The organism is Paracoccaceae bacterium, assembly GCA_019454225.1.
Lineage (GTDB): Bacteria > Pseudomonadota > Alphaproteobacteria > Rhodobacterales > Rhodobacteraceae.
Map to the genome: position 1 here is coordinate 210,424 of CP075370.1, position 21,909 is coordinate 232,332.

The window sequence follows — 21,909 nt, forward strand, 5'->3', positions numbered from 1 at the left end:
GCTGCCTGCCACCCCTTCCCCGATCCCTCACCATGGGCTATCCCTGCCGCATGACATGGACGATCCCCAACATCCTCACCACGATGCGCCTGCTGGCTGCGCCGGGGGTGGCGGTGATGTTCCTGTATTTCCATCGCCCCTGGGCCGACTGGTTCGCGCTCGCGCTGTTCGTCGGCGCGGCGATCACGGACTACTTCGATGGCTACCTCGCCCGCCTGTGGAAGCAGGAATCCAAGTTCGGCGCGATGCTGGACCCGATCGCCGACAAGGCCATGGTGGTCATCGCGCTGGTCATCATCACCGGCTATTCCGGCATGAACCCCTGGCTGATCCTGCCGGTCACGGTGATCCTGTTCCGCGAGGTGTTCGTGGGCGGCCTGCGCGAGTTCCTGGGGGCCAAGGCGGGGCTTCTGAAGGTCACGAAACTCGCCAAGTGGAAGACCACGGCGCAGATGATCGCCATCGCCATCCTGTTCCTGGGCACCGGGCTGGAGCATGTCGAGGGGATCGCGCGGCGGGGCATGACGGCCGAGCAATATGCCGATGCGGTCACGGCGGGGCTGGCCGATCCGATCCGGTCCTGCGGGATGCGGGGCTGTTCGTCGGTCGCGACCGACGTCGGGCTGGCGCTGATCTGGGTGGCCGCCGCCCTGACGGCAGTGACCGGGTGGGAGTATTTCCAGAAGGCGCGGCCGCATCTGCGGGACGACGAGAAATGACGCTGACCGTTCTCTATTTCGCCTGGGTGCGCGAGCGCGTGGGCCTGCCGCGCGAGACGGTCGATACCGGCGCCGCGACGGTCCGCGATCTCGTCGCGGAACTGGCCGCGCGCGAGGAACGCTATGCGCTGGCCTTCGCCGACCTGGCAAGCCTGCGGGTGGCGCTGGACCAGGAACTCGCGGATTTCGACTCAGGCCTGGCGGGTGTGCGCGAGGTGGCGTTCTTTCCGCCGATGACAGGGGGCTGACATGCGCATCGCCGTGCAGGCCGCGCCGTTCGACCTGGGCGCCGAGGCCGCGGCCTTTGCGCGGGGCGCGGCGGGCGCGGGCGCGGTCGTCACCTTCACGGGCCTTGTGCGCGACAACGGCGGCACATTGCGGGCGATGGAGATCGAACATTATCCCGGGATGACCGAACGCGCCATCCGCGCCCATGCCGAGACGGCGGCGGCGCGGTTCGGGCTGGACGACCTGCTGGTGATCCACCGGCACGGGCGGCTGGCACCGGGCGAGGCGATCATGATGGTCGCCACCGCCGCGCCGCACCGGTCCGATGCCTTTGCGGCGGCGGAGTTCCTGATGGACTACCTGAAGTCCCGCGCGCCGTTCTGGAAGAAGGAGATCGGCGCGGACGGCGCCGACTGGGTGGCGGCGAAGGATGCCGACGAGGCCGCGCTGCGGCGCTGGTGACGCGCCCGGCCTGGCCTTCGCGCCCTTTCCTTCGCGCGCCCGATGCGCGACAAGGGAAAAAACCGGAGGCCCCGATGCCCGACCCCACAACACGCGCGCCCCGCCTGTGTGTCCTGATCGACGCCGACAACGTGCCCGCCACCTATGCCGAGGCGATCTTCGAGGAGATCGCCGCGCTGGGCGAGGCGTCAGTGCGCCGGATCTATGGCGACTGGTCGGCGCAGCGGCTGGGCGCCTGGGCGCGCAAGGTGGCGGCGCTGGGCATGGTGGCCGACCAGCAGTTCAGCAACACCAAGGGCAAGAACGCCAGCGACATCGGCCTTGTCATCGCCGCGATGGATTTCCTGCATTCGGGCCTGTTCGACGGCTTCGTCCTGGTCAGTTCCGACAGCGATTTCACCCGTCTGGCCGCCCGGATCCGCGAACAGGGCCTCGACGTCTACGGCATCGGCGAGAAGAAGACGCCCGAGGCCTTCCGCATGGCCTGCAAGCGCTTCATCTATGTCGAGAACCTGCAGGCCCGCGATGACCGTGCCGAGATCGTCCGGCCGGCCGAACCGGTGCCCGAGACGGTGCGTCCGGGGGTGAAGGAACCACCCGCCAAGGCGATTCCGCTGATCATCGCCGCGATGCGCGCGATCGACCCGGATGGCGAATGGTACTCGCTGGGGCAGATCGGCCAGTTCATCACCCAGGCCAACCCCGACTTTGACACCCGCACCTATGGCACGCCGAAACTGTCCGATCTGGTGCGCAAGATCAGCCGGTTCGAGGTGAAGCCGGGGCCGGGCGGACAGCTCCTGGCCCGCGACGTGGCCTGACACCGCACCTGCCGCCCGATGCAGCCGTGGCGTCGCGACCCCGCGGCCAGCGGATGCGGGTTGAATATGTTCTCTTTATGTTCTATATCTGGGTGCCATCCAGCAAGGGAGTTCCCCGATGGACAGCACCACATCCGCCCTGCCCGCCACGTCACGCCAGATTGCCTTTGCCCGCGCGCTGGCACTTCGGAACCAGACGATCCTGCCACCGCAGGCGCAGCAGGACCGCCGGTCGCTGAGCGCCTGGATCGAGCGGCAGGCCAGGATGCAGCCCGCGGCCGACCCGCGGCCAAGTGCGAAACAGGTGGCCTTTGCCGAACGGCTGGCCCGCATCAAGCGGCGGGCCGTGCCGGACGAATGCTTCCGTGACCGCAGCCTGATGTCGAAGTGGATCGACGGAAACCGCTAGGAGTTTGGCACCCCCGCGCAACCGGACCGGGATCGCCGGTTGCACGGGCTACCCCTGTGCGGCCCGCGCGAACCGGCCCGGCGGCTCGCCGACATGGCGGCTGAACGCCGTGCTGAACGTGCTGGCCGACCCATAGCCGATCCGCCCGGCCACCTCGTCCAGCGTCATCCCCCCGCCACGCAGCAGCGTCTTGGCCACCGCCATGCGCCAGGCCAACAGGTATTCCATCGGCCTTGTGCCGACCATCCGGACAAAGCGGTCAAAGAACGCCGACCGCGACATGCCCGCGGCGCGGGCGAGTTCGTGAACGGTCCAGGGCCGGTCGACATCGCCATGCATCCCGCGCAGCGCCGCCGCGATCCGGGGATCGGCCAGACCGCGCAGCAGGCCGGGCTGCGCCGCCTGTGCCGGGGCGGCCCGCAGCGCCTCGACCAGCAGAATCTCCACCAGCCGCTCCAGGATCAGGTCGCGCCCGATGTCGTCGCGCGCCGCCTCCTCACCCAGCAGCCCCACAAGTTGCGCAAGGCGCGGCACACCGCGAACGTGGATCATGCGGGGCAGCAGCGCGACGATCAGCGCGGCATCGGGTGACCCGAACAGGAACCATCCCCCGAACTGCCGCACGTCGGGCGGCCCGTCCTGCCGACCGTGGCGGACGTCCCGGTCGGGCGGCGGCGCCGTGCCGGGGTCGATGCGCAGCACCGGCGCGGGTTCGAACCCCGACATGGTGAAGGCCGGGGTCGCGGGCAGCAGCACGAAATCGCCCTCCTCCAGGATGACCGGTGCCTCGCCCTCGACGGCAAGCCGGCACCGGCCCTCGGTCACGGCGCAGAACCCGGGATGGCCGAACGCGGCATAGCGCACCGCCCAGCCGCCGGCGCCGCTGATGCCCTTCGACACCACGGCTCGCGGGCGCAAGAGCTGGATCACCTCGGTCAGCGGATCGGGCATTCCGGACTTTCAGTAAACAAACTTGGACTTCTGATTGATGATAGTCCTGATCATGCCGGTTACATCGGTCGCGTCAACCCATTTGAAGGAGACCGACATGACCACCGTCCTCATCACCGGCTGCTCGTCCGGCTACGGGCTGGAAACCGCCCGCCACTTCCACGCGCAGGGCTGGACCGTCATCGCCACCATGCGCCGCCCGCGCAGCGATGTGCTGCCCCCGTCCGACCGGCTGCGCGTCGTGGCGCTTGACGTCACCGACACCGACAGCATCGCCTCCGCCGTTCAGGCGGCGGGGCCCATCGACGTGCTGGTGAACAACGCCGGAATCGGTGTTGTGGGCGCCTTCGAGGCCACGCCGATGGCACATGTCCGCAAGGTGTTCGACACCAACACCTTCGGCACCATGGCAATGGTGCAGGCGGTGATCCCGCAGATGCGCGCGCGCCGGTCCGGCGTGATCGTGAACGTCACCTCCAGCGTGACGCTGGCACCGATGCCGCTGGCGGCTGCCTATACCGCCAGCAAGCAGGCCATACAGGGCTTAACCGGATCGCTGGCGCATGAACTGGCATCCTTCGGCGTCCGGGCAAAGCTGGTCGAACCGGGCTACGCGCCCACCACGCGCTTTTCGCAGAACACCGACATCGACGTGGCCGACCTGATCCCGCAGGCCTATGCCGATTTCGCGGGGCCGGTCTTTGCCGCCTTCGCCAACCCGCCGCTGCTGACCCGGGAAAGCGACGTGGCCGATGCGGTCTGGCGTGCGGCCACCGATGGCACGGACCGCCTGCACTATCCGGCCGGGGCCGATGCGGTGGCGCTGTCTCAGGCCGCCTGACGCGCCGGGCTGCGGCCGCAACGGCGGCGGCAGCCCGATTCGCAACCCGTTCGTGAACGGGCCGTCCGCCGCAGATGTCGGTACAGATGTCGGGACGGATGCCATACGCCTGCGGGACGCGGGCGGTACGGATACCGGCTCCGCCACGATTGCATTCCGGCCCCCCCCGGCCTATGTCGGGCCGGACCCTCCGGGAGGCTCGTGATGAACTGGATCACCAACTACGTCCGCCCCAAGATCAACTCGCTGTTTTCCCGCCGCGAGGTGCCCGAGAACCTGTGGACCAAGTGCCCCGAATGCGGGACGATGCTGTTTCACCGCGAGCTTGCCGACAACCTGAACGTCTGCACCAACTGCGACCACCACATGGCGATCACCCCCCGCGACAGGTTCAAGGCCCTGTTCGATCAGGGTATTTTCACCGAGGTCAAGGTGCCCGAGCCGCTGGTTGACCCGCTGCTGTTCAAGGACCAGAAGAAATACCCCGACCGCCTCAAGGCCGCCCAGAAGGCCACCGGCGAAAAGGACGCGATGCTGGTGGCCGAGGGCGAGATCCTGCGCACCCCCGTCGTTGCCGTCGGCCAGGACTTCGCCTTCATGGCGGGCTCGATGGGCATGTATGTGGGCAACGCCATCCTCGCCGCCGCCGAGACGGCCGTGAAACACAAGCGTCCGATGATCCTGTTCGCCGCCGCCGGAGGCGCCCGCATGCAGGAGGGCATCCTCAGCCTGATGCAGATGCCGCGCTCGACCGTCGCCGTGCAGATGCTGAAAGAGGCGGGGCTGCCCTTCGTGGTGGTGCTGACCCATCCCACCACCGGTGGTGTCACCGCCAGCTATGCGATGCTGGGCGACGTCCAGATCGCCGAACCCGGCGCGCTGATCTGCTTTGCCGGGCCACGGGTGATCGAACAGACGATCCGCGAAAAGCTGCCCGAGGGTTTCCAGCGCGCCGAATACCTCCTCGACCACGGCATGCTGGACCGGGTGACGCACCGCCGCGCGCTGCGCGACGAACTGGCGACGATCCTGCGCCTTCTGCTGCGCCTGCCGCCCGCCGTTCGCGGCGACCTGCCGGCGCCTGAAACCGCAACCGAGGCGGAGCCTGCCAAGGCGTGACCTCCGCATCCGACCTGATCCTGCAAAGGATGATGACCTTCCACCCGAAGGTCATCGACCTGACGCTTGACCGCATGCACCGCATCCTGGCCGCGCTCGGGCACCCCGAACGCGCGCTGCCGCCGGTCATCCATGTGGCGGGCACCAACGGCAAGGGCTCGACCCAGGCGATGATCCGCGCGGGGCTGGAATCCACCGGCGCGCGGGTCCATGCCTATACCTCGCCGCATCTGGCGCGGTTCCACGAACGCATCCGACTGGCGGGCGATCTGATTGCCGAGGATCACCTGACCGCGCTGCTGGACGAATGCATGGCCGCGAACGGCCCCGAGCCGATCACCTTCTTCGAGATCACCACCGCCGCCGCCTTCCTGGCGTTTTCCCGCGTTCCGGCTGACTGGCTGCTGCTCGAGGTCGGGCTCGGCGGCCGGCTGGATGCCACGAATGTCGTGGACCGCCCGAGGCTTGGCGTGATCACACCGGTCAGTCTGGACCATCAGCAGTATCTGGGCGACACGGTCGGCCTGATCGCCGCCGAGAAGGCGGGCATCCTGAAACGCGGCGTGCCCTGCGTGGTCGGCCCCCAGACAGCCGAGGGCCTGGCCGCGATCGAGACCCGCGCCGAACGGCTGGGCGTGCCGCTGATGACCCACGGGCAGCACTGGCAGGCGTTCCGCGAGCGCGGTCGGCTGGTGTTCCAGGACGACACGGGCCTGCTGGACCTGCCGCTGCCCAACCTGCCCGGCCCGCACCAGATCGACAACGCCGGGGCCGCACTGATGGCGCTGCGCCATCTGGGCCTGCCGGAATCCGCCTGCGAAGCCGCCGTCACCCGTGCCGAGTGGCCCGCGCGGATGCAGCGGCTGCGGCGCGGCCCGCTGGTGGCGATGGCGCCGGGGGTGGAACTGTGGCTTGACGGCGGGCACAACCCGGCGGGGGGCGAGGCGCTGGCGGCGACGCTGGCCGAAATGCCGCCGCGCCCCACCTTCGCGATCTGCGGCATGCTGAATACCAAGGATGTGGGCGGCTACCTGCGCCCCCTGGGCCCGCATCTGGCGGGGCTGTCCGCTGTATCCATTCCCGACGAGAAGAACACGCTGCCCGCCGCCGTCACGGCCGACGCCGCGCGAACCGCGGGGATCGCCGCAACCGAGGCCGCGGACGTGGCGACGGCGCTTGCCGACATCGCCCGCGCCCATCCGGCGGCGCGCGTGCTGATCTGCGGATCGCTGTATCTGGCCGGTGCCGTGCTGCGCGAGAACGGCTGACAGGGCGCATTAACCGTTGATTCACCGTCCTGGCGGATGCTGCCCGGCATGACACGGGCCTTTGCAGAATCCTCGCTTCCGCTGTTCCCGCCCCCGGGCGACGCCGATGAGGCGATGCCATCCGCGGTGCCCGAACGTCTGCCGTCCTACATCAAGGACCATCGCAGACGCCTGCGCACGCGGTTCAGCGACGGTGGCGCGGCGGCGATGCCGGATTACGAACTGCTGGAACTGCTGCTGTTCCGAACGATCCCCCGTCAGGATGTCAAACCGCTGGCGCGCCGCCTGCTGGACACGTTCGGTGACCTGAACCGCGTGATCACGGCCCCGACGGCCCGTCTGCTGGGTGTCGACGGGGTGGGCGAGGCGGTGGTGCAGGATCTGAAGATCGTCGAGGCGGCGGCGCAGCGCATGATGCGGTCGCGGGTGATGGGGCGGCCGGTCCTGTCGTCCTGGGACGCGCTGCTGGACTATTGCCACACCGCCATGGCGCATCGTGAAACCGAACAGTTCCGCGTGCTGTACCTGGATCGCAAGAACGTCCTGATCGCGGATGAGGAACAGGCCAGGGGCACGGTCGACCACGTTCCCGTCTACCCGCGCGAGGTGGTGAAGCGCGCGCTGGAACTGAACGCGAGCGCATTGATCCTTGTGCACAACCACCCCTCGGGCGATCCCACGCCCTCGCAATCCGACATCGCCATGACCGCCCAGATCAATGACGCCGCTGCGGTCTTGGGGCTCGTCCTGCACGACCACCTGATCATCGGGAAGGGGCGCGAGCTGAGCTTTCGCTCGGCTGGATACCTATAGTGGTTAACAGCGCGTTAACTACCAGATAGCGGCATGGGTCAGGGCTCCGCCACAGCCATCGGTCCGGCTCCGGTGGCGGGCGGGCCGTCCCAGCCCGGCACCGGACGCAACCAGAGCTCCACCCGCCGGTTCACCTGCCGCCCCGCCGCCGTGCTGTCGCAGGCCATCGGCAGGGCCTCGCCATAGGCCTCGGTTCCCGGCAGGTCACTCTCGGCCAGGTCGGGCGCGATCCGCGCCAGCGTCGCCCGCACCGCGCGGGCCCGGTCCATCGACAGCGCAAGATTGGTCGCCGCCGCCCCGGAACCGTCGGAGAATCCCGCAAAGGCAAGTGTATAGCCATCGAAGGCGCGCGCCGCGATCAGTTGTGCCAGGTCGGACAGGTTGGTTTCCGACTGCGGATCGAGCTGTGATGATCCATCGGCAAAGCGGAAGGTGAACGACAGCCGCTCCCCCCCTTCCATTGCCGCCGCCAGCCGCTGCAACTCGGCCAGCGGAACCTCCGGCCCGGCGTTGCGGATGGCACCCAGCAGACGCTGTCCATCTGCCGTCAGCGGCGCCCGCACCGGCCGGCGATCCACCAGCCCTGTCCGGCCGACCGCCGCCTGCGCCGCGTCGGTCGCCAGGAACTCCAGGAATTCCCGCAGGATCAACGGCAGGCGGCGGCGCGGGGTCAGCAGGTGCCAGGTCACAGCCAGCGGGTAGTCCCCCGCCTTCAGCGACAGGTCGGTCGCAGGCAGCGGAAAGCCGCAACTGTCGGTCAGCGGCAGGATGCGGGCCTGCCCCGAGTCTCGCCTGACCGACAGGGCCAACGCCCAGGGGTCGCGCGCCACGGCCATCGCCAGCCCTGCGGCATCGGGGTGGATGGCGGTCGCAGGCACTGCCGCACCCAGCCGTGCCGCAACCGCCGCCTGCAGCGCATCCTCGTCCGGCAGGGCGTGGAGGACCAGGGGGCGGTCCGGGCCGCCGAGGTCGGACCAGTTCGGCACACCCCCCGCCAGCGCCCGCGCCAGATCGGGGCTGGCCGTGCGGGGCAGATGATTGTCGGGCGACACAAGAGGTACCAGCGCATCGGTCCCGACCGCCCGCGCGTTCACCCCCGGCGGAACCAGCGTGGCCACAGCCATCTGCGCCCGCCCATCGACCAGGGCAGCCCGGGCCTCTGCCGGCGTGGCGGGTTCGAACGCGATCTCGGCCAGCGGCTGGCCGGTCGCCGGATCGGACAGGATGGCCAGGAACCCTGCCGTCGCCGCCTCGTCGATCGCCAGCCCCCGCGCCTGCGCAAAGGCCGACCAAAGCCGACGCATCAGCGCCTGCCCGGGATCGGCGGCGCCCGTCACCCGCAGCACGGCCAGGGGCGCGGTCAGGTCGGGGCAGGCGGGACCGGTGCAGATGACCCCCTCGGCATCGACAGTCAGCATGCCGTAGGCGGTGTCGATGCGAAACACCTCGCCATCAAAGGCCAGAAGGTTGCCGGAAATCGACAGGCCGCCGTCCCGGGCGGTCAGCGTCGCGTCCTGCGCCACGGCTGCCGTCGCCCAGACCGCCATCCACACCATCACGCAGGCACGCCGAACCGCTGCCGTCATCTTCCCCCGGTCCGACCCTGTCTCAGGCCGCCGTCAGTCGGATGCGGCAGCAGAGGCGAGTGTCGTCCGGGGTTCCGGAATGTTCAACACCAGAAAGTCGCCCAGTGCATCGCAGGCGGGCATCGCCAGCGTAACCTCGGCCGCGTTCACGCCCAGCGGCCCGACGGCCAGCGTTTCGGCCAACATGTCGCGGGCACAGGTTTCGGCGGTCACCTCGCCCTCTACCGTCACGCGGGCCGGGCGAGAGACCTCCGCCGGGAAGGTGTAGACCTCTGCCAGCAGCGGCTGGGCGACCGTGGCATCACCAAGCTGCACCAGCCAGCCGCCCTCTGGCGTGCCCGGCGTCGGCGACCCGGCCCAGACGTGACCGGCCTCGCCATAGTCGGCCGTGCCTTCCAGTGCATGCAGCTGGAACCGGTCGGGCGCCTGCCATTGCAGCGCGATGCGGCGCAGGCCTGCCAGGTCGGTCGGGACAGCGGTCGAAAGTTCGGCGCCATCGGGCAGGCGCAGCGTCACCCGGCCCTCGGGTTCAAGCGCGGGCACCGCCACGAACAGCGATCCGCTGGCCGAGGTGCGGGCCGAGATGGCCAGCCCGGCATGACGCAGCACCACGGCCGCATCGGGCGCGCAAGGCGCAAGCAGGACGATGTCGATGGTGGCGCCGGGTCCGGGAATTCCGACAAGGCTGGTGTCGCAGACCGGCGCGGACACCGTGACATCCTGCGGCGCCGGATGGGGCACGGGCAGGTCGTCGGCGGGCGCGGCTTCGGCAATCTCGACCGGCGCAGGCTCGACCGGCGCGGTGGCCACGGGCTGCGCCAGGGCAGGCCGGGGCGCCGAGGGCAGGATCTCGGCCGTGGCGGCAAGCGGCTGGATGGCACGCGGCTTGGCCTCGGGCAGGGCCGCCGTCCTGTCATCCCGCAGCGTGCGCCCGTCGTCGGACTGAACGAACTGCCCGGCGGTCAGCGCGATGCCCAGCGTCACAAGCGCCAGCGCACCCGAACGCAGCATTCCCTTTGATCCAAGCGTGGCAAGCGACGGCATGGCCAGGCGGGGCAGGCGGGCAGGCAGTCGCGCCATCAGCCCGGTGCCCGCCTCGGACGGGCCTGCGGGGGGCTTGGGCGCCAGGCGGGCTCGCAACGCGGCCGCACGGTGTCGCAGACCGGCCAGCGGGTTTGCCTTGGGAGCTGCCGCTGCGTCCCCCGGCGCGGCGCGCAGCTTGTCGCGCAGGGCGATCATCCGACCGCCCGCCACCGCCATCAGTCCCTTGATGTCCACGCGCTTCATTCATGCCTCCATGGGCATTGCCCCTTCTTCCGGGCTACCGGTGAAAGGCGGCGGCGACGTGGCGAAATCGGGGAATGTCCCCGGCAACTGCGGCGCGCATGGGGCGCGCCGCGTTCCGGTCAGAGACGGCCGTGACAGTGCTTGAACTTCTGTCCCGATCCGCAGGGGCAGGGGTCGTTGCGGCCGGGATTGCCCCAGGTCGCCGGGTCGGTCTCGTCGAAACCCGGGGCGGGTTCCCCGGCGAGGGCGCCGGCGGTTTCCAGAACCGGGGCGGCGGCCTTGACGGCAGCGACGGCAGCCGCCCGCTGCTGCGCCATGTACTGCTCCAGCATGGCGCGCTTTTCCTCCTCCGTCTGCGGGCGCAGCTCGGAAAGGATCTGCGTGACATCGTTGCGCAGCGCATTCAGCATCGATTCGAACAGCGCGAAACCCTCGGTCTTGTACTCCGACAAGGGGTCGCGCTGCGCATAGCCGCGGAAGCCCACGACCGAGCGCAGGTGCTCCAGCCGCAGAAGGTGTTCACGCCACTTGGTGTCGATGATCTGCAGCAGAACCTGCTTTTCGATCGACCGCATCACCTCGGGGCCGAAGGCGGCGGCCTTCTCGGCCATCATCGCATCCACCGCCTCGACGATCCGTTCGCGCATGGCGTCCTGGTCCACGCCCTCTTCGGCGGCCCAGGCCACGACCGGCAGGTCAATCCGCATCCGGTCCTGAAGCGCCTGTGCCAGACCTTCGGTATCCCACTGGTCCGCGTAGGATTTCGGCGGAAGGTGCAGATCGACCAGATCGTCGACGACCTGGTGGCGCATGTCTTCGACCACATCGGACAAGTCGTCCGATTCCATGATCTCCAGCCGCTGGCCAAAGATCACCTTGCGTTGGTCGTTCATCACGTCGTCGAATTTCAGAAGCTGCTTGCGGATGTCGAAGTTGCGCGCCTCGACCTTCGCCTGCGCCTTCTCAAGGCTCTTGTTCACCCAGGGGTGGACGATGGCCTCGCCTTCCTTCATCCCCAGCGACGACAGCACCTTGTCCAGGCGTTCCGATCCGAAGATGCGCATCAGGTCGTCTTCCAGCGACAAGAAGAACGCCGACCGCCCGGGGTCGCCCTGGCGGCCCGAGCGGCCGCGCAGCTGGTTGTCGATGCGGCGCGATTCGTGACGTTCGGTGCCCAGCACGAACAGGCCCCCGGCGGCCAGCACCCTGGCCTTTTCATCGGCATGCTCGGCCTCGATCCGCGAACGCACCTCATCGGGGTGCAGTTCCGGGTCGGCGGCGATCGCCTGCATCACCTTCATCTCGACGTTGCCGCCAAGCTGGATGTCGGTGCCGCGACCGGCCATGTTGGTGGCGATGGTGACAGCACCGAACTTGCCCGCATCGGCGACGATCTGCGCCTCCTGCTCATGTTGCCGCGCGTTCAGCACGTTGTGCGGCACGCCCGCCTTCTTCAGCAGGTCCGACAGGAATTCCGACTTTTCGATGCTGGTGGTGCCGACAAGGATCGGCTGACCCTTTTCATTGGCTTCGCGGATCGCGGCCACGATGCCATCGTATTTCTCGCGCGCGGTGCGGTAGACCTGATCGTGCTCATCCTTGCGCGCGACCGGCCTGTTCGTCGGCACCTCGACCACGCCGAGGCGGTAGATCTCCATGAACTCCTCGGCCTCGGTCGCGGCCGTGCCGGTCATCCCCGCCAGCTTGTTGTAGAGACGGAAGTAGTTCTGGAAGGTCACGCTGGCCAGCGTCACGTTCTCGGGCTGGATCGCCACGCCTTCCTTGGCCTCGATGGCCTGGTGCAGCCCGTCCGAAAGCCGCCGCCCGCGCATCATGCGGCCGGTGAATTCATCGATCAGCATCACCTCGCCGTTGCGGACAATGTACTGCTGGTCCTTGTGGAACAGCTTGTGCGCACGCAGGCCCTGCGTGACATGGTGGACAATGGTGGTGGATTCGGGGTCATAGAGCGTCTGGCCCTCGGGCAGGATGCCGGCCTGCGACAGGCGCTGCTCGATGAATTCGTTGCCTTCCTCGGTGAAGGTCACGTTGCGGGTCTTTTCGTCCAGCTTGAAGTGATCGGCCGTCAGTTCCGGAATCAACACGTCGACCTGCTTGTACAGCTCGCTGCGGTCCTGGCTGGGGCCCGAGATGATCAGCGGCGTCCGCGCCTCATCGACCAGGATCGAATCGACCTCGTCGACGATCGCAAAGAAATGGCCCCGCTGGTTCATCTCGTCGATGGACGACTTCATGTTGTCGCGCAGGTAGTCGAAGCCCAGTTCGTTGTTCGTGGCATAGGTGATGTCGGCGCGGTAGGCGGCCTTCTTCTCTCCGTCCGGCTGGTAGGGATAGACCACGCCCGTGGTCAGGCCGAGCGCGCCATAGACCTTGCCCATCCATTCCGCGTCGCGCTTCGCCAGATAGTCGTTGACCGTGACGACGTGCACACCCTTGCCCGCCAGCGCGTTCAGATAGGCAGGGAAGGTGGCCACAAGGGTCTTGCCCTCGCCCGTCTTCATCTCGGCGATGTTGCCCTGGTGAAGGAAGATGCCACCCTTCAGCTGAACGTCGAATGCGCGCAGCCCCAGCGCACGGCGCGCAGCCTCACGGCAGTTGGCGAAAGCCTCTGGCAGCAGGGCGTCCAGGCTTTCGCCCTTCTGGGCCCGCATCGCCAGTTCCTCGGTCTTCTTCTTGATGCCGTCGTCCGTAAGCGCCTGAAACTCGGGTTCCAGCGCATTGATCTTCGCCACCAGGGGGCGCACCGACTTTACCTTGCGGTCGTTCGGCGTGCCGAAAACCTTGCGCGCGAGTGTTCCGAGACCCAGCATCACATCTCCTCTGGGACTGTCCCGTTCATGCCAGGCCACCCTGACATCATCGTGTGAGGGGCGGACTTGTCCGCCTTCACCGCCTTCCCTAGAAAAGCCGGGAAGGTGCGGCCTGCGCCCTGTCCCACATGCGACGTGCGCGATGTAAGGGGCGGGGCCGCCCAAGTCAACGTGGGCGGGGCAATGGGCCCCTCCGGCAAGGAGAACAGGCATGAAACGGGCGATTCTGGGGGCGGTCATGGCCGTGGCCATGGGCGCGGGCGGGTCCGTCGCGGCGCAGACGTCGGACACGGTCGTCGCGACGGTCAACGGACGGACCATCACGCTGGGCCACATGATCGTCCTGCGCGAGGCGCTGCCGCAGCAGTATCAGGCGCTGCCGGACGATGTGCTGTTCAAGGGGATCCTTGACCAGCTGATACAGCAATCGGTGCTGGAACAGTCAGTCGAAGACCAGATCGGCCTGCGGGACCGCCTGTCGATGGAGAACGACCGTCGCGGCTATCTGTCGGGCGTGGCGCTGCGGGCGGTGATCGGCGGCGCGGTGACCGATGCGGCGCTGCAGGCGGCCTATGACGCGCGCTTCAAGGATGCGGCACCGCAGACCGAATACAATGCCGCCCATATCCTGGTGGACACCCAGGAAAAGGCCGCAGAGCTGAAATCGCAGATCGACGGCGGGGCCGACTTTGCCGAGCTTGCGCGCGCCAATTCCACCGATCCGGGGTCGGGGCCGCGCGGTGGCGATCTGGGGTGGTTCGGGCTTGGCCAGATGGTGAAGCCCTTCGAGGATGCTGTCGTGGCGCTGACACCCGGTGCCGTGTCGGACCCGGTGCAGTCTCAGTTCGGGTGGCACGTCATCCGGCTGGCCGAGACGCGCATCGCCAGCGCGCCCTCGCTGGACGACATGCGCGACGAACTGGCGGCCGAGATCGAGCGCGGCGCCGTCGAGGCCCATATCGACGCGCTGACCCAGGCCGCCGATGTCACCCGGGCCGGAGAGGGGATTGACCCCGCCCTGCTGCGCGACCTAACGCTTCTGGACAAGTGATCCAGGCACGCGGGAGGCGGGAATGGGCAAGACCGACTGGAAGGCAAAGGCCAAATCGCTGAAGAAGAAGCTCAAGCGCGCGGCCGAGGGCGCGGTGGCGGTGGCCGTACCAAAGGCCGCCAAGCCCGTATCCCCGCTTGCCCCGGCGACGTTCCCGAATCTTCCGCGCATCGCGGGGGCGTCCTTCGCGGCGGTCGAGGCCGGGGTGAGGTATCAGAACCGGCGTGACGTGATGCTGGTGCATCTGGCCCCCGGAACCCAGATCGCCGGGGTGTTCACCCGGTCCACCACCCGGGCGGGCTGTGTGCGCGATTGCCAGGCAAAGCTTGCGATGAAGATCCCGGATGGCGCGGGCGCCGCCATCGTGGTGAATTCGGGGAATTCCAACGCCTTCACAGGGAAGGTCGGGGATGAGGCCGTGGCGGCTGTCTGTGCTGCGGCGGCGGCTGCCACTGGCGTGCCCGAAAGCCGCGTCTTCACCTCGTCGACAGGCGTCATCGGCGAACCGCTGCCCCACGACCGCATCAGCGCGCGGTTGCCGGACCTTGCCGCCGCCCTGTCGGAGGATGGCATCGCCTTTGCAGCGCAGGCGATCATGACCACCGACACGTTTCCCAAGGGCGCAGCCGCCACGGTCGAGACCGCAGCGGGCCCGGTGCATATTGCAGGCATCGCCAAGGGTTCGGGGATGATCGCGCCCGACATGGCGACGATGCTGGTCTATATCTTCACCGATGCCGGAATTCCGGCAGCAACCCTGCAGAAACTGCTGGCGCGCAACGTGGATGACACGTTCAACGCCATCACGGTGGACAGCGACACCTCGACCTCGGACGCGCTGCTGCTCTGCGCGACAGGCAAGGGGCCCGTGGTCAAGGGGCGCGGGCCGCTGGCCGCCTTCGAACGGGGATTGCGGGCGGTCATGGCCGATCTGGCGCTTCAGGTGGTGCGCGACGGCGAGGGCGCCACGAAACTGATCGAGGTGCGGGTCACCGGCGCGGCGACCGCCGAGGATGCGAATCGGGTGGCGATGGCAATTGCCAATTCGCCGCTGGTGAAGACGGCGGTTGCGGGCGAGGACCCGAACTGGGGCCGGATCGTCATGGCGGTTGGCAAATCCGGTGCCGCCGCAGATCGGGACCGCCTGACCATCCGCTTCGGCGATCTGGTGGTCGCGCGCGACGGTTGGCGGGACCCCGGCTATCGCGAAGAGGATGGCGCGGCCTACATGAAGCAGGCCGAGCTTGTGATCGGCGTCGATCTCGGGCTGGGCACAGAGGCGCGCACGGTCTGGACCTGCGACCTGACGCACCGCTACATCGACATCAACGCGGATTACCGGTCCTGACGTGAAGCTGGTCCTGGTATCGGCAGTCGCCCTGATCGACCCCGACGGACGCGTTCTGCTGGCGCAGCGACCAGAGGGCAAGTCGCTGGCAGGCTTGTGGGAGTTTCCCGGCGGCAAGGTCGAACCGGGCGAATCGCCCGAGGCCGCGCTGATCCGGGAACTGCACGAGGAACTGGGAATCGAGACCTGGGAAAGCTGCCTCGCGCCGCTGACCTTCGCCAGCCACCGCTACGAATCGTTTCACCTGCTGATGCCGCTGTTCGCCTGCCGCCGCTGGGGCGGAACCGTGACGGCGCGCGAGGCGCAGACCCTCGCATGGGTGCGCCCGGAGCGGCTGCGGGACTATCCCATGCCGCCTGCGGACCTTCCGCTTATCCCCATCCTGCGCGACTGGCTGTGACCGCGTTCGCCGGCTGCCGAAAATCTGTGCCGTTCTCAACAGAATTCTAATGGATTTACGACGTTATTGAGATAGCCTTGCAACGGCAGGCGATTGGGGGATTGTCTGAATGCTGCGCACTATCACGTTGGGAAGCTGTGTATCGGTGCAGGGTCTTGTCGTCGGGCAGAAGCCCGACGGCCGCCTTGTGATAAAGGTCGGGGACCGCGTCTTCGTCGGCCTTGCGGTTTCGGCGCAAACGAAGTCCGCGCCGTCATCCGTGACGGCCTGATCCGGAAGCGATGGCCCGCGCCTTTCGGACGCGCGGGCCATTGCCTGATCCATGTCACGCCAGCTTGCGCTGGACCTCTTCGCGTTCGAAGATCTCGATGACGTCGCCTGGGCGGACATCCTCGTAGCGCTCGAAGGCCATGCCGCATTCCTGGCCGGACTGGACCTCTTTGACTTCGTCCTTGAACCGCTTCAGCGTCTTCAGCGTGCCTTCGTGGATCACCACGTTGTCGCGCAGCAGACGCACGCCCGCCGACCGGCGTGCGATGCCCTCGGTCACCAGACAGCCGGCGACGTTGCCAACGCCGGTGATCTTGAACACCTCGAGTATCTTTGCGTAGCCGATGAACGTTTCGCGCACTTCGGCCTTGAGCAGGCCAGAGGCGGCTTTCTTGATGTCGTCCACCAGGTCGTAGATGATCGAATAGTACCGGATCTCGACGCCCTTCTGCTGTGCCGACTGGCGGGCGCTGGCATTGGCACGGACGTTGAAGCCGATGATCGGCGCGCGCGAAGCCTCGGCAAGACCCACGTCGCTGTCGGTGATTGCACCGACGCCGGAATGCAGGACGCGCACCCGAACCTCGTCATTGCCCACCTTCTCAAGGGCCTGGACGATCGCTTCGGCAGAACCCTGCACGTCGGCCTTGACCAGAACGGGCAGTTCCGCGACCGACTGGTCGGCCTTGGCCTTGGCCATCAGCTGTTCCAGCGTGGTGGCGGCGCCAGCCGCCGCACGACGGTCGCGCGCGGCCTTCTCGCGATAGGTCGCGATCTCGCGCGCCTGCGCCTCGGTCTCGACGACGTTCAGCGTATCGCCAGCCTCGGGCGTGCCCGAAAGACCCAGCACCTCGACCGGCACCGAAGGCCCGGCCTCGTCCACCCGCTCTCCCTTGTCGTTCAGAAGCGCCCGGACCTTGCCCCACTGTTCGCCCACGACGAAAATGTCACCGCGGCGCAATGTGCCGTGCTGCACCAGAACCGTCGCCACGGGGCCGCGGCCCACATCGAGCTTGGCCTCGATCACCGCGCCCTGTGCCTGACGGTCAGGGTTGGCCTTGAGTTCGAGGATCTCGGCCTGCAGTGCGATGGCCTCGAGCAGGTTGTCCAGCCCCTTGCCGGTCAGCGCCGAAACCTCGACGTCCTGAACCTCGCCCGACATCTTCTCGACCACGACCTCGTGCTGCAGAAGATCGGTACGCACCTTGTCGGGCTGGGCGGAAGGCTTGTCGATCTTGTTGATCGCCACGATCATCGGAACCTTGGCGGCCTTGGCGTGATTGATCGCCTCGACCGTCTGCGGCATCACCGCGTCGTCCGCGGCCACCACAAGCACCACGATATCCGTCACCTGCGCGCCGCGTGCGCGCATGCTGGTAAAGGCGGCGTGGCCCGGCGTGTCGAGGAAGGTCAGAACGGCGCCGTTCTCGGTCTTCACCTGATAGGCACCGATGTGCTGCGTGATACCGCCAGCCTCGCCCGACACCACGTTGGTCTTGCGGATCGCATCCAGCAGCGAGGTCTTGCCGTGGTCCACGTGGCCCATGATCGTGACGATCGGCGGACGCGAGCGCAGATCGTCCTGCCGGTCCTCGACCGTGTCGATCGCCTGTTCGACATCGGCATCGGTCACGCGGATCGCGCGATGGCCGAATTCCTCGATCACAAGTTCCGCGGTGTCGGCGTCGATGGCCTGGTTCATGGTGACCATCATGCCCATCTTCATCAGCGCCTTGACCACGTCGGCGGCGCGTTCCGCCATCCGATTGGCCAGTTCGCTGACGACGATGGTTTCAGGCAGCTGCACATCGCGCACCTGCTTTTCCGACTTCTGGCCAAAGCCCATCGCCTTCTGACGGGCCTTTTCCTGCTTCCGCTTCATTGCGGCCAGGCTGCGCGTGCGCCCGCCCTCGCCGTCAAGCGCCGAGGACAGCGTCAGCTTGCCCGTGCGGCGGCCTTCGTCGGCCTTGGCCTTGGCGCCGCGATCACGTTCCGCATCGCGGTCGCGGTCGGTCTTGGACCGGGCGGGCGGCAGGCCGGGCTTGGCGCTGGCCGGGCCGCGCGGTGCGGGTTCTTCGGCTGCGGCCGCAGGCGCGGGTGCGGCCGCAGCCTTCTTGGATTCCTCGGCACGGCGTGCGCGGGCTTCCGCCTCGGCCTTGGCGGTGGCCTCTTCCTCGGCCTTCTGGCGGATGGCGGCTTCGCGGGCACGCTCTTCGCGCTCCTTGGCCTCAAGCTCTTCGCGCTTGCGGGCACGCTCTTCCTCGCGTGCGCGTTCTTCCTCGGCCCGACGGGCGGCATCTTCGGCCTCGCGGGCCTTGGCAGCGCGCAACGCGGCCAGACGGCGCTCCATCTCGGCATCCGAAATGCCCGCGGGCCGCTTGGTCGGATCGCCCAGATGGGGCGCCGCAGTGATCGCACCACCGCCTGACGCAAGGGTGCCGGGCTTCGTCGTCGGCACCACCACGCGCTTGCGCTTGGTCTCGACCACGACGCTTTTCGTCCGGCCATGGCTGAAGCTCTGCTTCACCTGACCGGGACGCGGGGCGCCGCTGCCGCCGCCAAGTCCGAGGGGTTTCTTGCCGTCCGTATCGCTCATGTGGTCTTCGTATCCTTCCCGGCGGACCCGCCGCCGACCGGGCTTCCCTGCGCAACACCGCGCATTCCGGCAAGCCGCGCCGCTTCCTCTACAATACGCGTGGTGAGTCCGCCAGCCGCAAGCGCGCCGTGTATGGCACGTTCGCGACCGAAGGACAAACCCATTTCCCCGGCCGTAAGACAGCCGATGAACGCGCCATTCCCTTCAGGCGGGCGCAGCGCGGACTTGCCCCGCTCCGACCCGTCGCTGGCCTGGATCAACACCTTCGCGGTGCCCTTCACAAGCCAGTCCTTCACCTTCTCGTAGCCCGTCACCGCGTCACCCGCCTTGCGCGCCATGCTGACAAGGTCGGTCACCCGCCGCACCAGCTGCGTCTCGATCAGGTCCGCCATGCCGTCCGGCGCAGTCAGCGGCCGCCGGGCCGCACGGGCAAACAGGCCCTTCGCCACGGCGCGGTCGATCAGCACCCGGTCCGCCGACACATAGATCCCGCGCCCCGGCAGCCGGGCCAGAACATCGGGCACCACCTGCCCCTCGGGCGTCACGACAAACCGCACAAGCCCCGCCTTCGGTGCCCGTTCACCCGAGACGATGCAGCGCCGCTCGGGGTCGTCACGGTCATTGTCGCGCCCGCCGCGGGTCATCGCAGCCTCGGGTCCGGGGCCTTTGTCAGGCCCCGGCCTCCTCTTCTTCGGTGCCGCCGTCGCCCCCTTCGGCCAGCGTGGGATCGACCCAGCCCAGCATGACGCGCGCCGTCATCACCAGATGCTGCGCTTCCTCAAGCGACATGTCGAACTTCTCCAGCACGCCCTCGTCCTTCTTGCGGACACCGTTCTCGGTGGTCCAGCCGCCGGCCAGTTCCCAGTCGGCGCAGGTCGCAAAGTCTTCCAGGGTCTTGATGCCATCCTTCGCCAGTGCCTCGAGCATCTGCGGCGTCAGGCCCTCGAAATTGATCAGGCTGTCGTCAACACCAAGGTTCCGCGCGGCCTCGAGCGCCTTGCGGCTCTGCGCCTCGAGGTATTCCTGCGCCCGGGTTTGAAGCTCCGACGCCGTGCCCTCGTCGAAGCCGTCGATCGACAGAAGCTCGTCAAGCTCGACATAGGCGACTTCTTCCAGATTGGTGAACCCTTCGGCCACCAGAAGCTGCGCCATCATCTCGTCCACATCCAGCGTGTCCATGAACAGCTTGGTGCGTTCGGTAAACTCGGCCTGCCGGCGGGCGGACTCGTCCGCCTCGGTCAGGATGTCGATGTCCAGACCGGTCAGCTGCGATGCAAGGCGCACGTTCTGCCCGCGCCGCCCGATGGCCAGCGAAAGCTGTTCATCCGGCACCACCACCTCGATCTTCGAGGCATCCTCGTCGAACACGACCTTCGCCACCTCGGCGGGTTGCAGGGCGTTGACAAGGAAGGTCGCGATATCGGCATTCCACGGAATGATGTCGATCTTTTCGCCCTGGAGCTCGTTCACAACGGCCTGCACGCGGCTGCCGCGCATCCCGACGCAGGCCCCCACCGGGTCGATGGAATTGTCATAGCTGATCACGGCGATCTTGGCACGGCTGCCGGGGTCGCGGGCAACGGCCTTGATCTCGATGATGCCGTCATAGATTTCGGGCACCTCCATCTTGAACAGTTCGGCCATGAACTGCGGGTCGGTGCGCGACAGGAAGACCTGCGGGCCGCGCGCCTCGCGCCGGACATCCTTGATGTAGCAGCGGATGCGGTCGCCGATGCGATAGGCTTCGCGCCCGATCTTCTCGTTGCGCCGCAGGATGCCCTCGCCCCGGCCGATGTCGACGATGACGTTGCCGTATTCCTCGCGCTTGACCGTCCCGTTGATGATACTGCCCTTGCGATCCTTGAATTCCTCGAACTGGCGGTCGCGCTCGGCCTCGCGGACGCGCTGAAGCAGAACCTGCTTGCCCGATTGCGCGGCGATCCGGCCGAGGTCGACAGGGGGCACCTCGTCGACGATCTCGTCGCCGATCTGCGGGTCGGCAAGGTAGGATTTCGCCTGCTTCACCGTCATCTGGGCGTGGTGGTTTTCCAGCACGTCGTCCTCGACCACGGTGCGCACGCGGGTAAACTGGGCGCGGCCGGTCTTGCGGTCGATCTTGACCCGGATGTCCATGTCGGCGCCGTACCGGCTTTTCGCGGCACGGGCCATCGTGTCCTCGAGCGCCTGGATCACCAGTTCGGTGTCGATCATCTTCTCCCGCGCGACCGCCTCGGCGGTCTGCAGCAGTTCCAGCTGGTTGGCGGATGTGATGGCCATGGTGCCCTCCCGGCGTCAGTGTCTGGTCTCGGGCGGCGCATCGTCGTCGCCCGTCTCGGTCTCGATGGCGTCGAAAGCGGCCGGATCGGGTTCCGCCGCCTTCTTCTGCCGCAGCATTTCGGCGATGAGCTCGTCCGTCAGGATCAGCTTGGCATCCGAAAGCCAGTCGAATCGCAGACCGATGGTCAGGGTTTCCCCGCCTTCCTCGATCTCGATCAGCACCTCTTCGCCATCCGTCCCGGCAAGCGTGCCCTTGAATCGCCGCCGACCGTCGATCAGTTCCGAGGTCTCGATCCTCGCCTCCCACCCGGCCCAGGCAGTGAAATCCTTCAACCGCGTCAGGGGCCGGTCGATGCCAGGGCTCGACACCTCGAGGATATAGGCGTCCTCCACCGGATCCTCGACATCGAGAATAGCCGAAACCGCCGTGGAAATCTGCGCGCAATCCTCGACGTCGATACCGCCATCGGGCCGGTCCGCCATGATCTGCAGCGTCCGCGTCTTGCCGCCCATCAGACGAATGCGCACCAGTTCGAAACCCATGCCTTCAATGGCAGGGCCGACGATCTCGGCGAGGCGGCGATCTATGGCGGTCTTGGCAACGAGGTCTGTCATGCGGAGCTTTCGGACGG

Annotated in this window: 20 protein-coding genes; 12 read left to right on the forward strand and 8 right to left on the reverse strand. The window is 67.8% G+C overall.

The window, feature by feature from the left end; translation table 11 throughout:
- Positions 1-50: 50 nt before the first annotated feature.
- From pgsA to KF887_01055, 5 genes are all read left to right on the forward strand, one after another.
- Complete coding sequence (gene pgsA / locus KF887_01035; protein ID QYK41761.1) at positions 51-719, forward strand: CDP-diacylglycerol--glycerol-3-phosphate 3-phosphatidyltransferase; 669 nt, start codon at positions 51-53, stop codon at positions 717-719.
- 2 nt (positions 720-721) lie between these two features.
- Positions 722-967 (forward strand): molybdopterin converting factor subunit 1, encoded by a 246-nt coding sequence (gene moaD / locus KF887_01040; GenBank protein ID QYK43380.1) that lies wholly within the window; start codon positions 722-724, stop codon positions 965-967.
- Position 968: 1 nt separating this feature from the next.
- On the forward strand, positions 969-1,409 hold the full coding sequence (locus KF887_01045) for a molybdenum cofactor biosynthesis protein MoaE (GenBank protein QYK41762.1): 441 nt from the start codon (positions 969-971) through the stop codon (positions 1,407-1,409).
- Between the two features lie 74 nt (positions 1,410-1,483).
- Entirely contained in the window at positions 1,484-2,230 is a 747-nt protein-coding gene (locus KF887_01050) for an NYN domain-containing protein (GenBank protein QYK41763.1), read from the forward strand.
- A gap of 118 nt (positions 2,231-2,348) precedes the next feature.
- Positions 2,349-2,639, forward strand: coding sequence for a hypothetical protein (locus KF887_01055; protein ID QYK41764.1), 291 nt, complete (start codon positions 2,349-2,351; stop codon positions 2,637-2,639).
- A gap of 48 nt (positions 2,640-2,687) precedes the next feature.
- Here KF887_01055 and KF887_01060 read toward each other — a convergent pair whose 3' ends face one another.
- Positions 2,688-3,590, reverse strand: coding sequence for an AraC family transcriptional regulator (locus KF887_01060; protein QYK41765.1), 903 nt, complete (start codon positions 3,588-3,590; stop codon positions 2,688-2,690).
- A gap of 97 nt (positions 3,591-3,687) precedes the next feature.
- Here KF887_01060 and KF887_01065 point away from each other — a divergent pair, with 97 nt between their 5' ends.
- The 4 genes from KF887_01065 to radC all read left to right on the forward strand — a co-directional run bounded on the left by KF887_01065 (position 3,688) and on the right by radC (position 7,631).
- On the forward strand, positions 3,688-4,431 hold the full coding sequence (locus KF887_01065; GenBank protein ID QYK41766.1) for an SDR family oxidoreductase: 744 nt from the start codon (positions 3,688-3,690) through the stop codon (positions 4,429-4,431).
- A gap of 204 nt (positions 4,432-4,635) precedes the next feature.
- Positions 4,636-5,550 (forward strand): acetyl-CoA carboxylase, carboxyltransferase subunit beta, encoded by a 915-nt coding sequence (gene accD / locus KF887_01070; GenBank protein QYK41767.1) that lies wholly within the window; start codon positions 4,636-4,638, stop codon positions 5,548-5,550.
- Positions 5,551-5,579: 29 nt separating this feature from the next.
- On the forward strand, positions 5,580-6,818 hold the full coding sequence (locus KF887_01075) for a bifunctional folylpolyglutamate synthase/dihydrofolate synthase (protein QYK43381.1): 1,239 nt from the start codon (positions 5,580-5,582) through the stop codon (positions 6,816-6,818).
- 36 nt (positions 6,819-6,854) lie between these two features.
- Positions 6,855-7,631, forward strand: a complete 777-nt coding sequence (gene radC / locus KF887_01080; protein ID QYK41768.1) for a DNA repair protein RadC — start codon at positions 6,855-6,857, stop codon at positions 7,629-7,631.
- Positions 7,632-7,669: 38 nt separating this feature from the next.
- On the opposite strand, the gene KF887_01085 is transcribed toward radC, so the two are convergent.
- From KF887_01085 to secA, 3 genes are all read right to left on the reverse strand, one after another.
- A complete protein-coding gene (locus KF887_01085; GenBank protein QYK41769.1) occupies positions 7,670-9,217 on the reverse strand; it encodes an OmpA family protein in 1,548 nt (515 codons plus the stop codon).
- A 33-nt stretch (positions 9,218-9,250) separates the two neighbouring features.
- Positions 9,251-10,504, reverse strand: a complete 1,254-nt coding sequence (locus KF887_01090) for a hypothetical protein (GenBank protein QYK41770.1) — start codon at positions 10,502-10,504, stop codon at positions 9,251-9,253.
- 119 nt (positions 10,505-10,623) lie between these two features.
- The gene (gene secA, locus KF887_01095; protein ID QYK41771.1) at positions 10,624-13,335 is read right to left on the reverse strand and encodes a preprotein translocase subunit SecA; all 2,712 of its coding nucleotides are present in this window, start codon (positions 13,333-13,335) and stop codon (positions 10,624-10,626) included.
- A 211-nt stretch (positions 13,336-13,546) separates the two neighbouring features.
- Between secA and KF887_01100 the strand changes: the two genes are divergently transcribed.
- Genes KF887_01100 through KF887_01110 form a run of 3 tightly spaced genes read left to right on the forward strand, consistent with a single transcriptional unit; the run spans position 13,547 to position 16,134 of the window.
- Positions 13,547-14,386, forward strand: coding sequence for a peptidylprolyl isomerase (locus KF887_01100; protein ID QYK41772.1), 840 nt, complete (start codon positions 13,547-13,549; stop codon positions 14,384-14,386).
- Positions 14,387-14,408: 22 nt separating this feature from the next.
- Entirely contained in the window at positions 14,409-15,734 is a 1,326-nt protein-coding gene (gene argJ / locus KF887_01105) for a bifunctional glutamate N-acetyltransferase/amino-acid acetyltransferase ArgJ (protein ID QYK41773.1), read from the forward strand.
- 1 nt (position 15,735) lies between these two features.
- Positions 15,736-16,134, forward strand: a complete 399-nt coding sequence (locus KF887_01110) for a (deoxy)nucleoside triphosphate pyrophosphohydrolase (protein QYK41774.1) — start codon at positions 15,736-15,738, stop codon at positions 16,132-16,134.
- A 325-nt stretch (positions 16,135-16,459) separates the two neighbouring features.
- On the opposite strand, the gene infB is transcribed toward KF887_01110, so the two are convergent.
- The 4 genes from infB to rimP are packed head-to-tail and all read right to left on the reverse strand — an operon-like array spanning position 16,460 to position 21,892.
- Entirely contained in the window at positions 16,460-19,000 is a 2,541-nt protein-coding gene (gene infB / locus KF887_01115; protein ID QYK41775.1) for a translation initiation factor IF-2, read from the reverse strand.
- Positions 18,997-19,644: an RNA-binding protein gene (locus tag KF887_01120; GenBank protein ID QYK41776.1), complete on the reverse strand. Its 648-nt coding sequence runs from the start codon at positions 19,642-19,644 to the stop codon at positions 18,997-18,999. The genes infB and KF887_01120 overlap by 4 nt, the downstream gene beginning before the upstream one ends.
- Before the next feature lie 25 nt (positions 19,645-19,669).
- Positions 19,670-21,277, reverse strand: coding sequence for a transcription termination/antitermination protein NusA (nusA, locus tag KF887_01125; protein ID QYK41777.1), 1,608 nt, complete (start codon positions 21,275-21,277; stop codon positions 19,670-19,672).
- 15 nt (positions 21,278-21,292) lie between these two features.
- Positions 21,293-21,892, reverse strand: coding sequence for a ribosome maturation factor RimP (rimP, locus tag KF887_01130; protein QYK41778.1), 600 nt, complete (start codon positions 21,890-21,892; stop codon positions 21,293-21,295).
- Between the last annotated feature and the right edge of the window lie 17 nt (positions 21,893-21,909).

Excerpts from the sequence above, each read along its gene's own strand:
- pgsA (QYK41761.1), top strand. The coding sequence starts at position 51 with ATGACATGGACGATCCCCAACATCCTCACCACGATGCGCCTGCTGGCT.
- KF887_01045 (QYK41762.1), top strand. The coding sequence starts at position 969 with ATGCGCATCGCCGTGCAGGCCGCGCCGTTCGACCTGGGCGCCGAGGCC.
- KF887_01050 (QYK41763.1), top strand. The coding sequence starts at position 1,484 with ATGCCCGACCCCACAACACGCGCGCCCCGCCTGTGTGTCCTGATCGAC.
- KF887_01055 (QYK41764.1), top strand. The coding sequence starts at position 2,349 with ATGGACAGCACCACATCCGCCCTGCCCGCCACGTCACGCCAGATTGCC.
- KF887_01060 (QYK41765.1), bottom strand. The coding sequence starts at position 3,590 with ATGCCCGATCCGCTGACCGAGGTGATCCAGCTCTTGCGCCCGCGAGCC.
- KF887_01065 (QYK41766.1), top strand. The coding sequence starts at position 3,688 with ATGACCACCGTCCTCATCACCGGCTGCTCGTCCGGCTACGGGCTGGAA.
- accD (QYK41767.1), top strand. The coding sequence starts at position 4,636 with ATGAACTGGATCACCAACTACGTCCGCCCCAAGATCAACTCGCTGTTT.
- KF887_01075 (QYK43381.1), top strand. The coding sequence starts at position 5,580 with ATGATGACCTTCCACCCGAAGGTCATCGACCTGACGCTTGACCGCATG.
- radC (QYK41768.1), top strand. The coding sequence starts at position 6,855 with ATGCTGCCCGGCATGACACGGGCCTTTGCAGAATCCTCGCTTCCGCTG.
- KF887_01085 (QYK41769.1), bottom strand. The coding sequence starts at position 9,217 with ATGACGGCAGCGGTTCGGCGTGCCTGCGTGATGGTGTGGATGGCGGTC.
- KF887_01090 (QYK41770.1), bottom strand. The coding sequence starts at position 10,504 with ATGAAGCGCGTGGACATCAAGGGACTGATGGCGGTGGCGGGCGGTCGG.
- secA (QYK41771.1), bottom strand. The coding sequence starts at position 13,335 with ATGCTGGGTCTCGGAACACTCGCGCGCAAGGTTTTCGGCACGCCGAAC.
- KF887_01100 (QYK41772.1), top strand. The coding sequence starts at position 13,547 with ATGAAACGGGCGATTCTGGGGGCGGTCATGGCCGTGGCCATGGGCGCG.
- argJ (QYK41773.1), top strand. The coding sequence starts at position 14,409 with ATGGGCAAGACCGACTGGAAGGCAAAGGCCAAATCGCTGAAGAAGAAG.
- infB (QYK41775.1), bottom strand. The coding sequence starts at position 19,000 with ATGAGCGATACGGACGGCAAGAAACCCCTCGGACTTGGCGGCGGCAGC.
- KF887_01120 (QYK41776.1), bottom strand. The coding sequence starts at position 19,644 with ATGACCCGCGGCGGGCGCGACAATGACCGTGACGACCCCGAGCGGCGC.
- nusA (QYK41777.1), bottom strand. The coding sequence starts at position 21,277 with ATGGCCATCACATCCGCCAACCAGCTGGAACTGCTGCAGACCGCCGAG.
- rimP (QYK41778.1), bottom strand. The coding sequence starts at position 21,892 with ATGACAGACCTCGTTGCCAAGACCGCCATAGATCGCCGCCTCGCCGAG.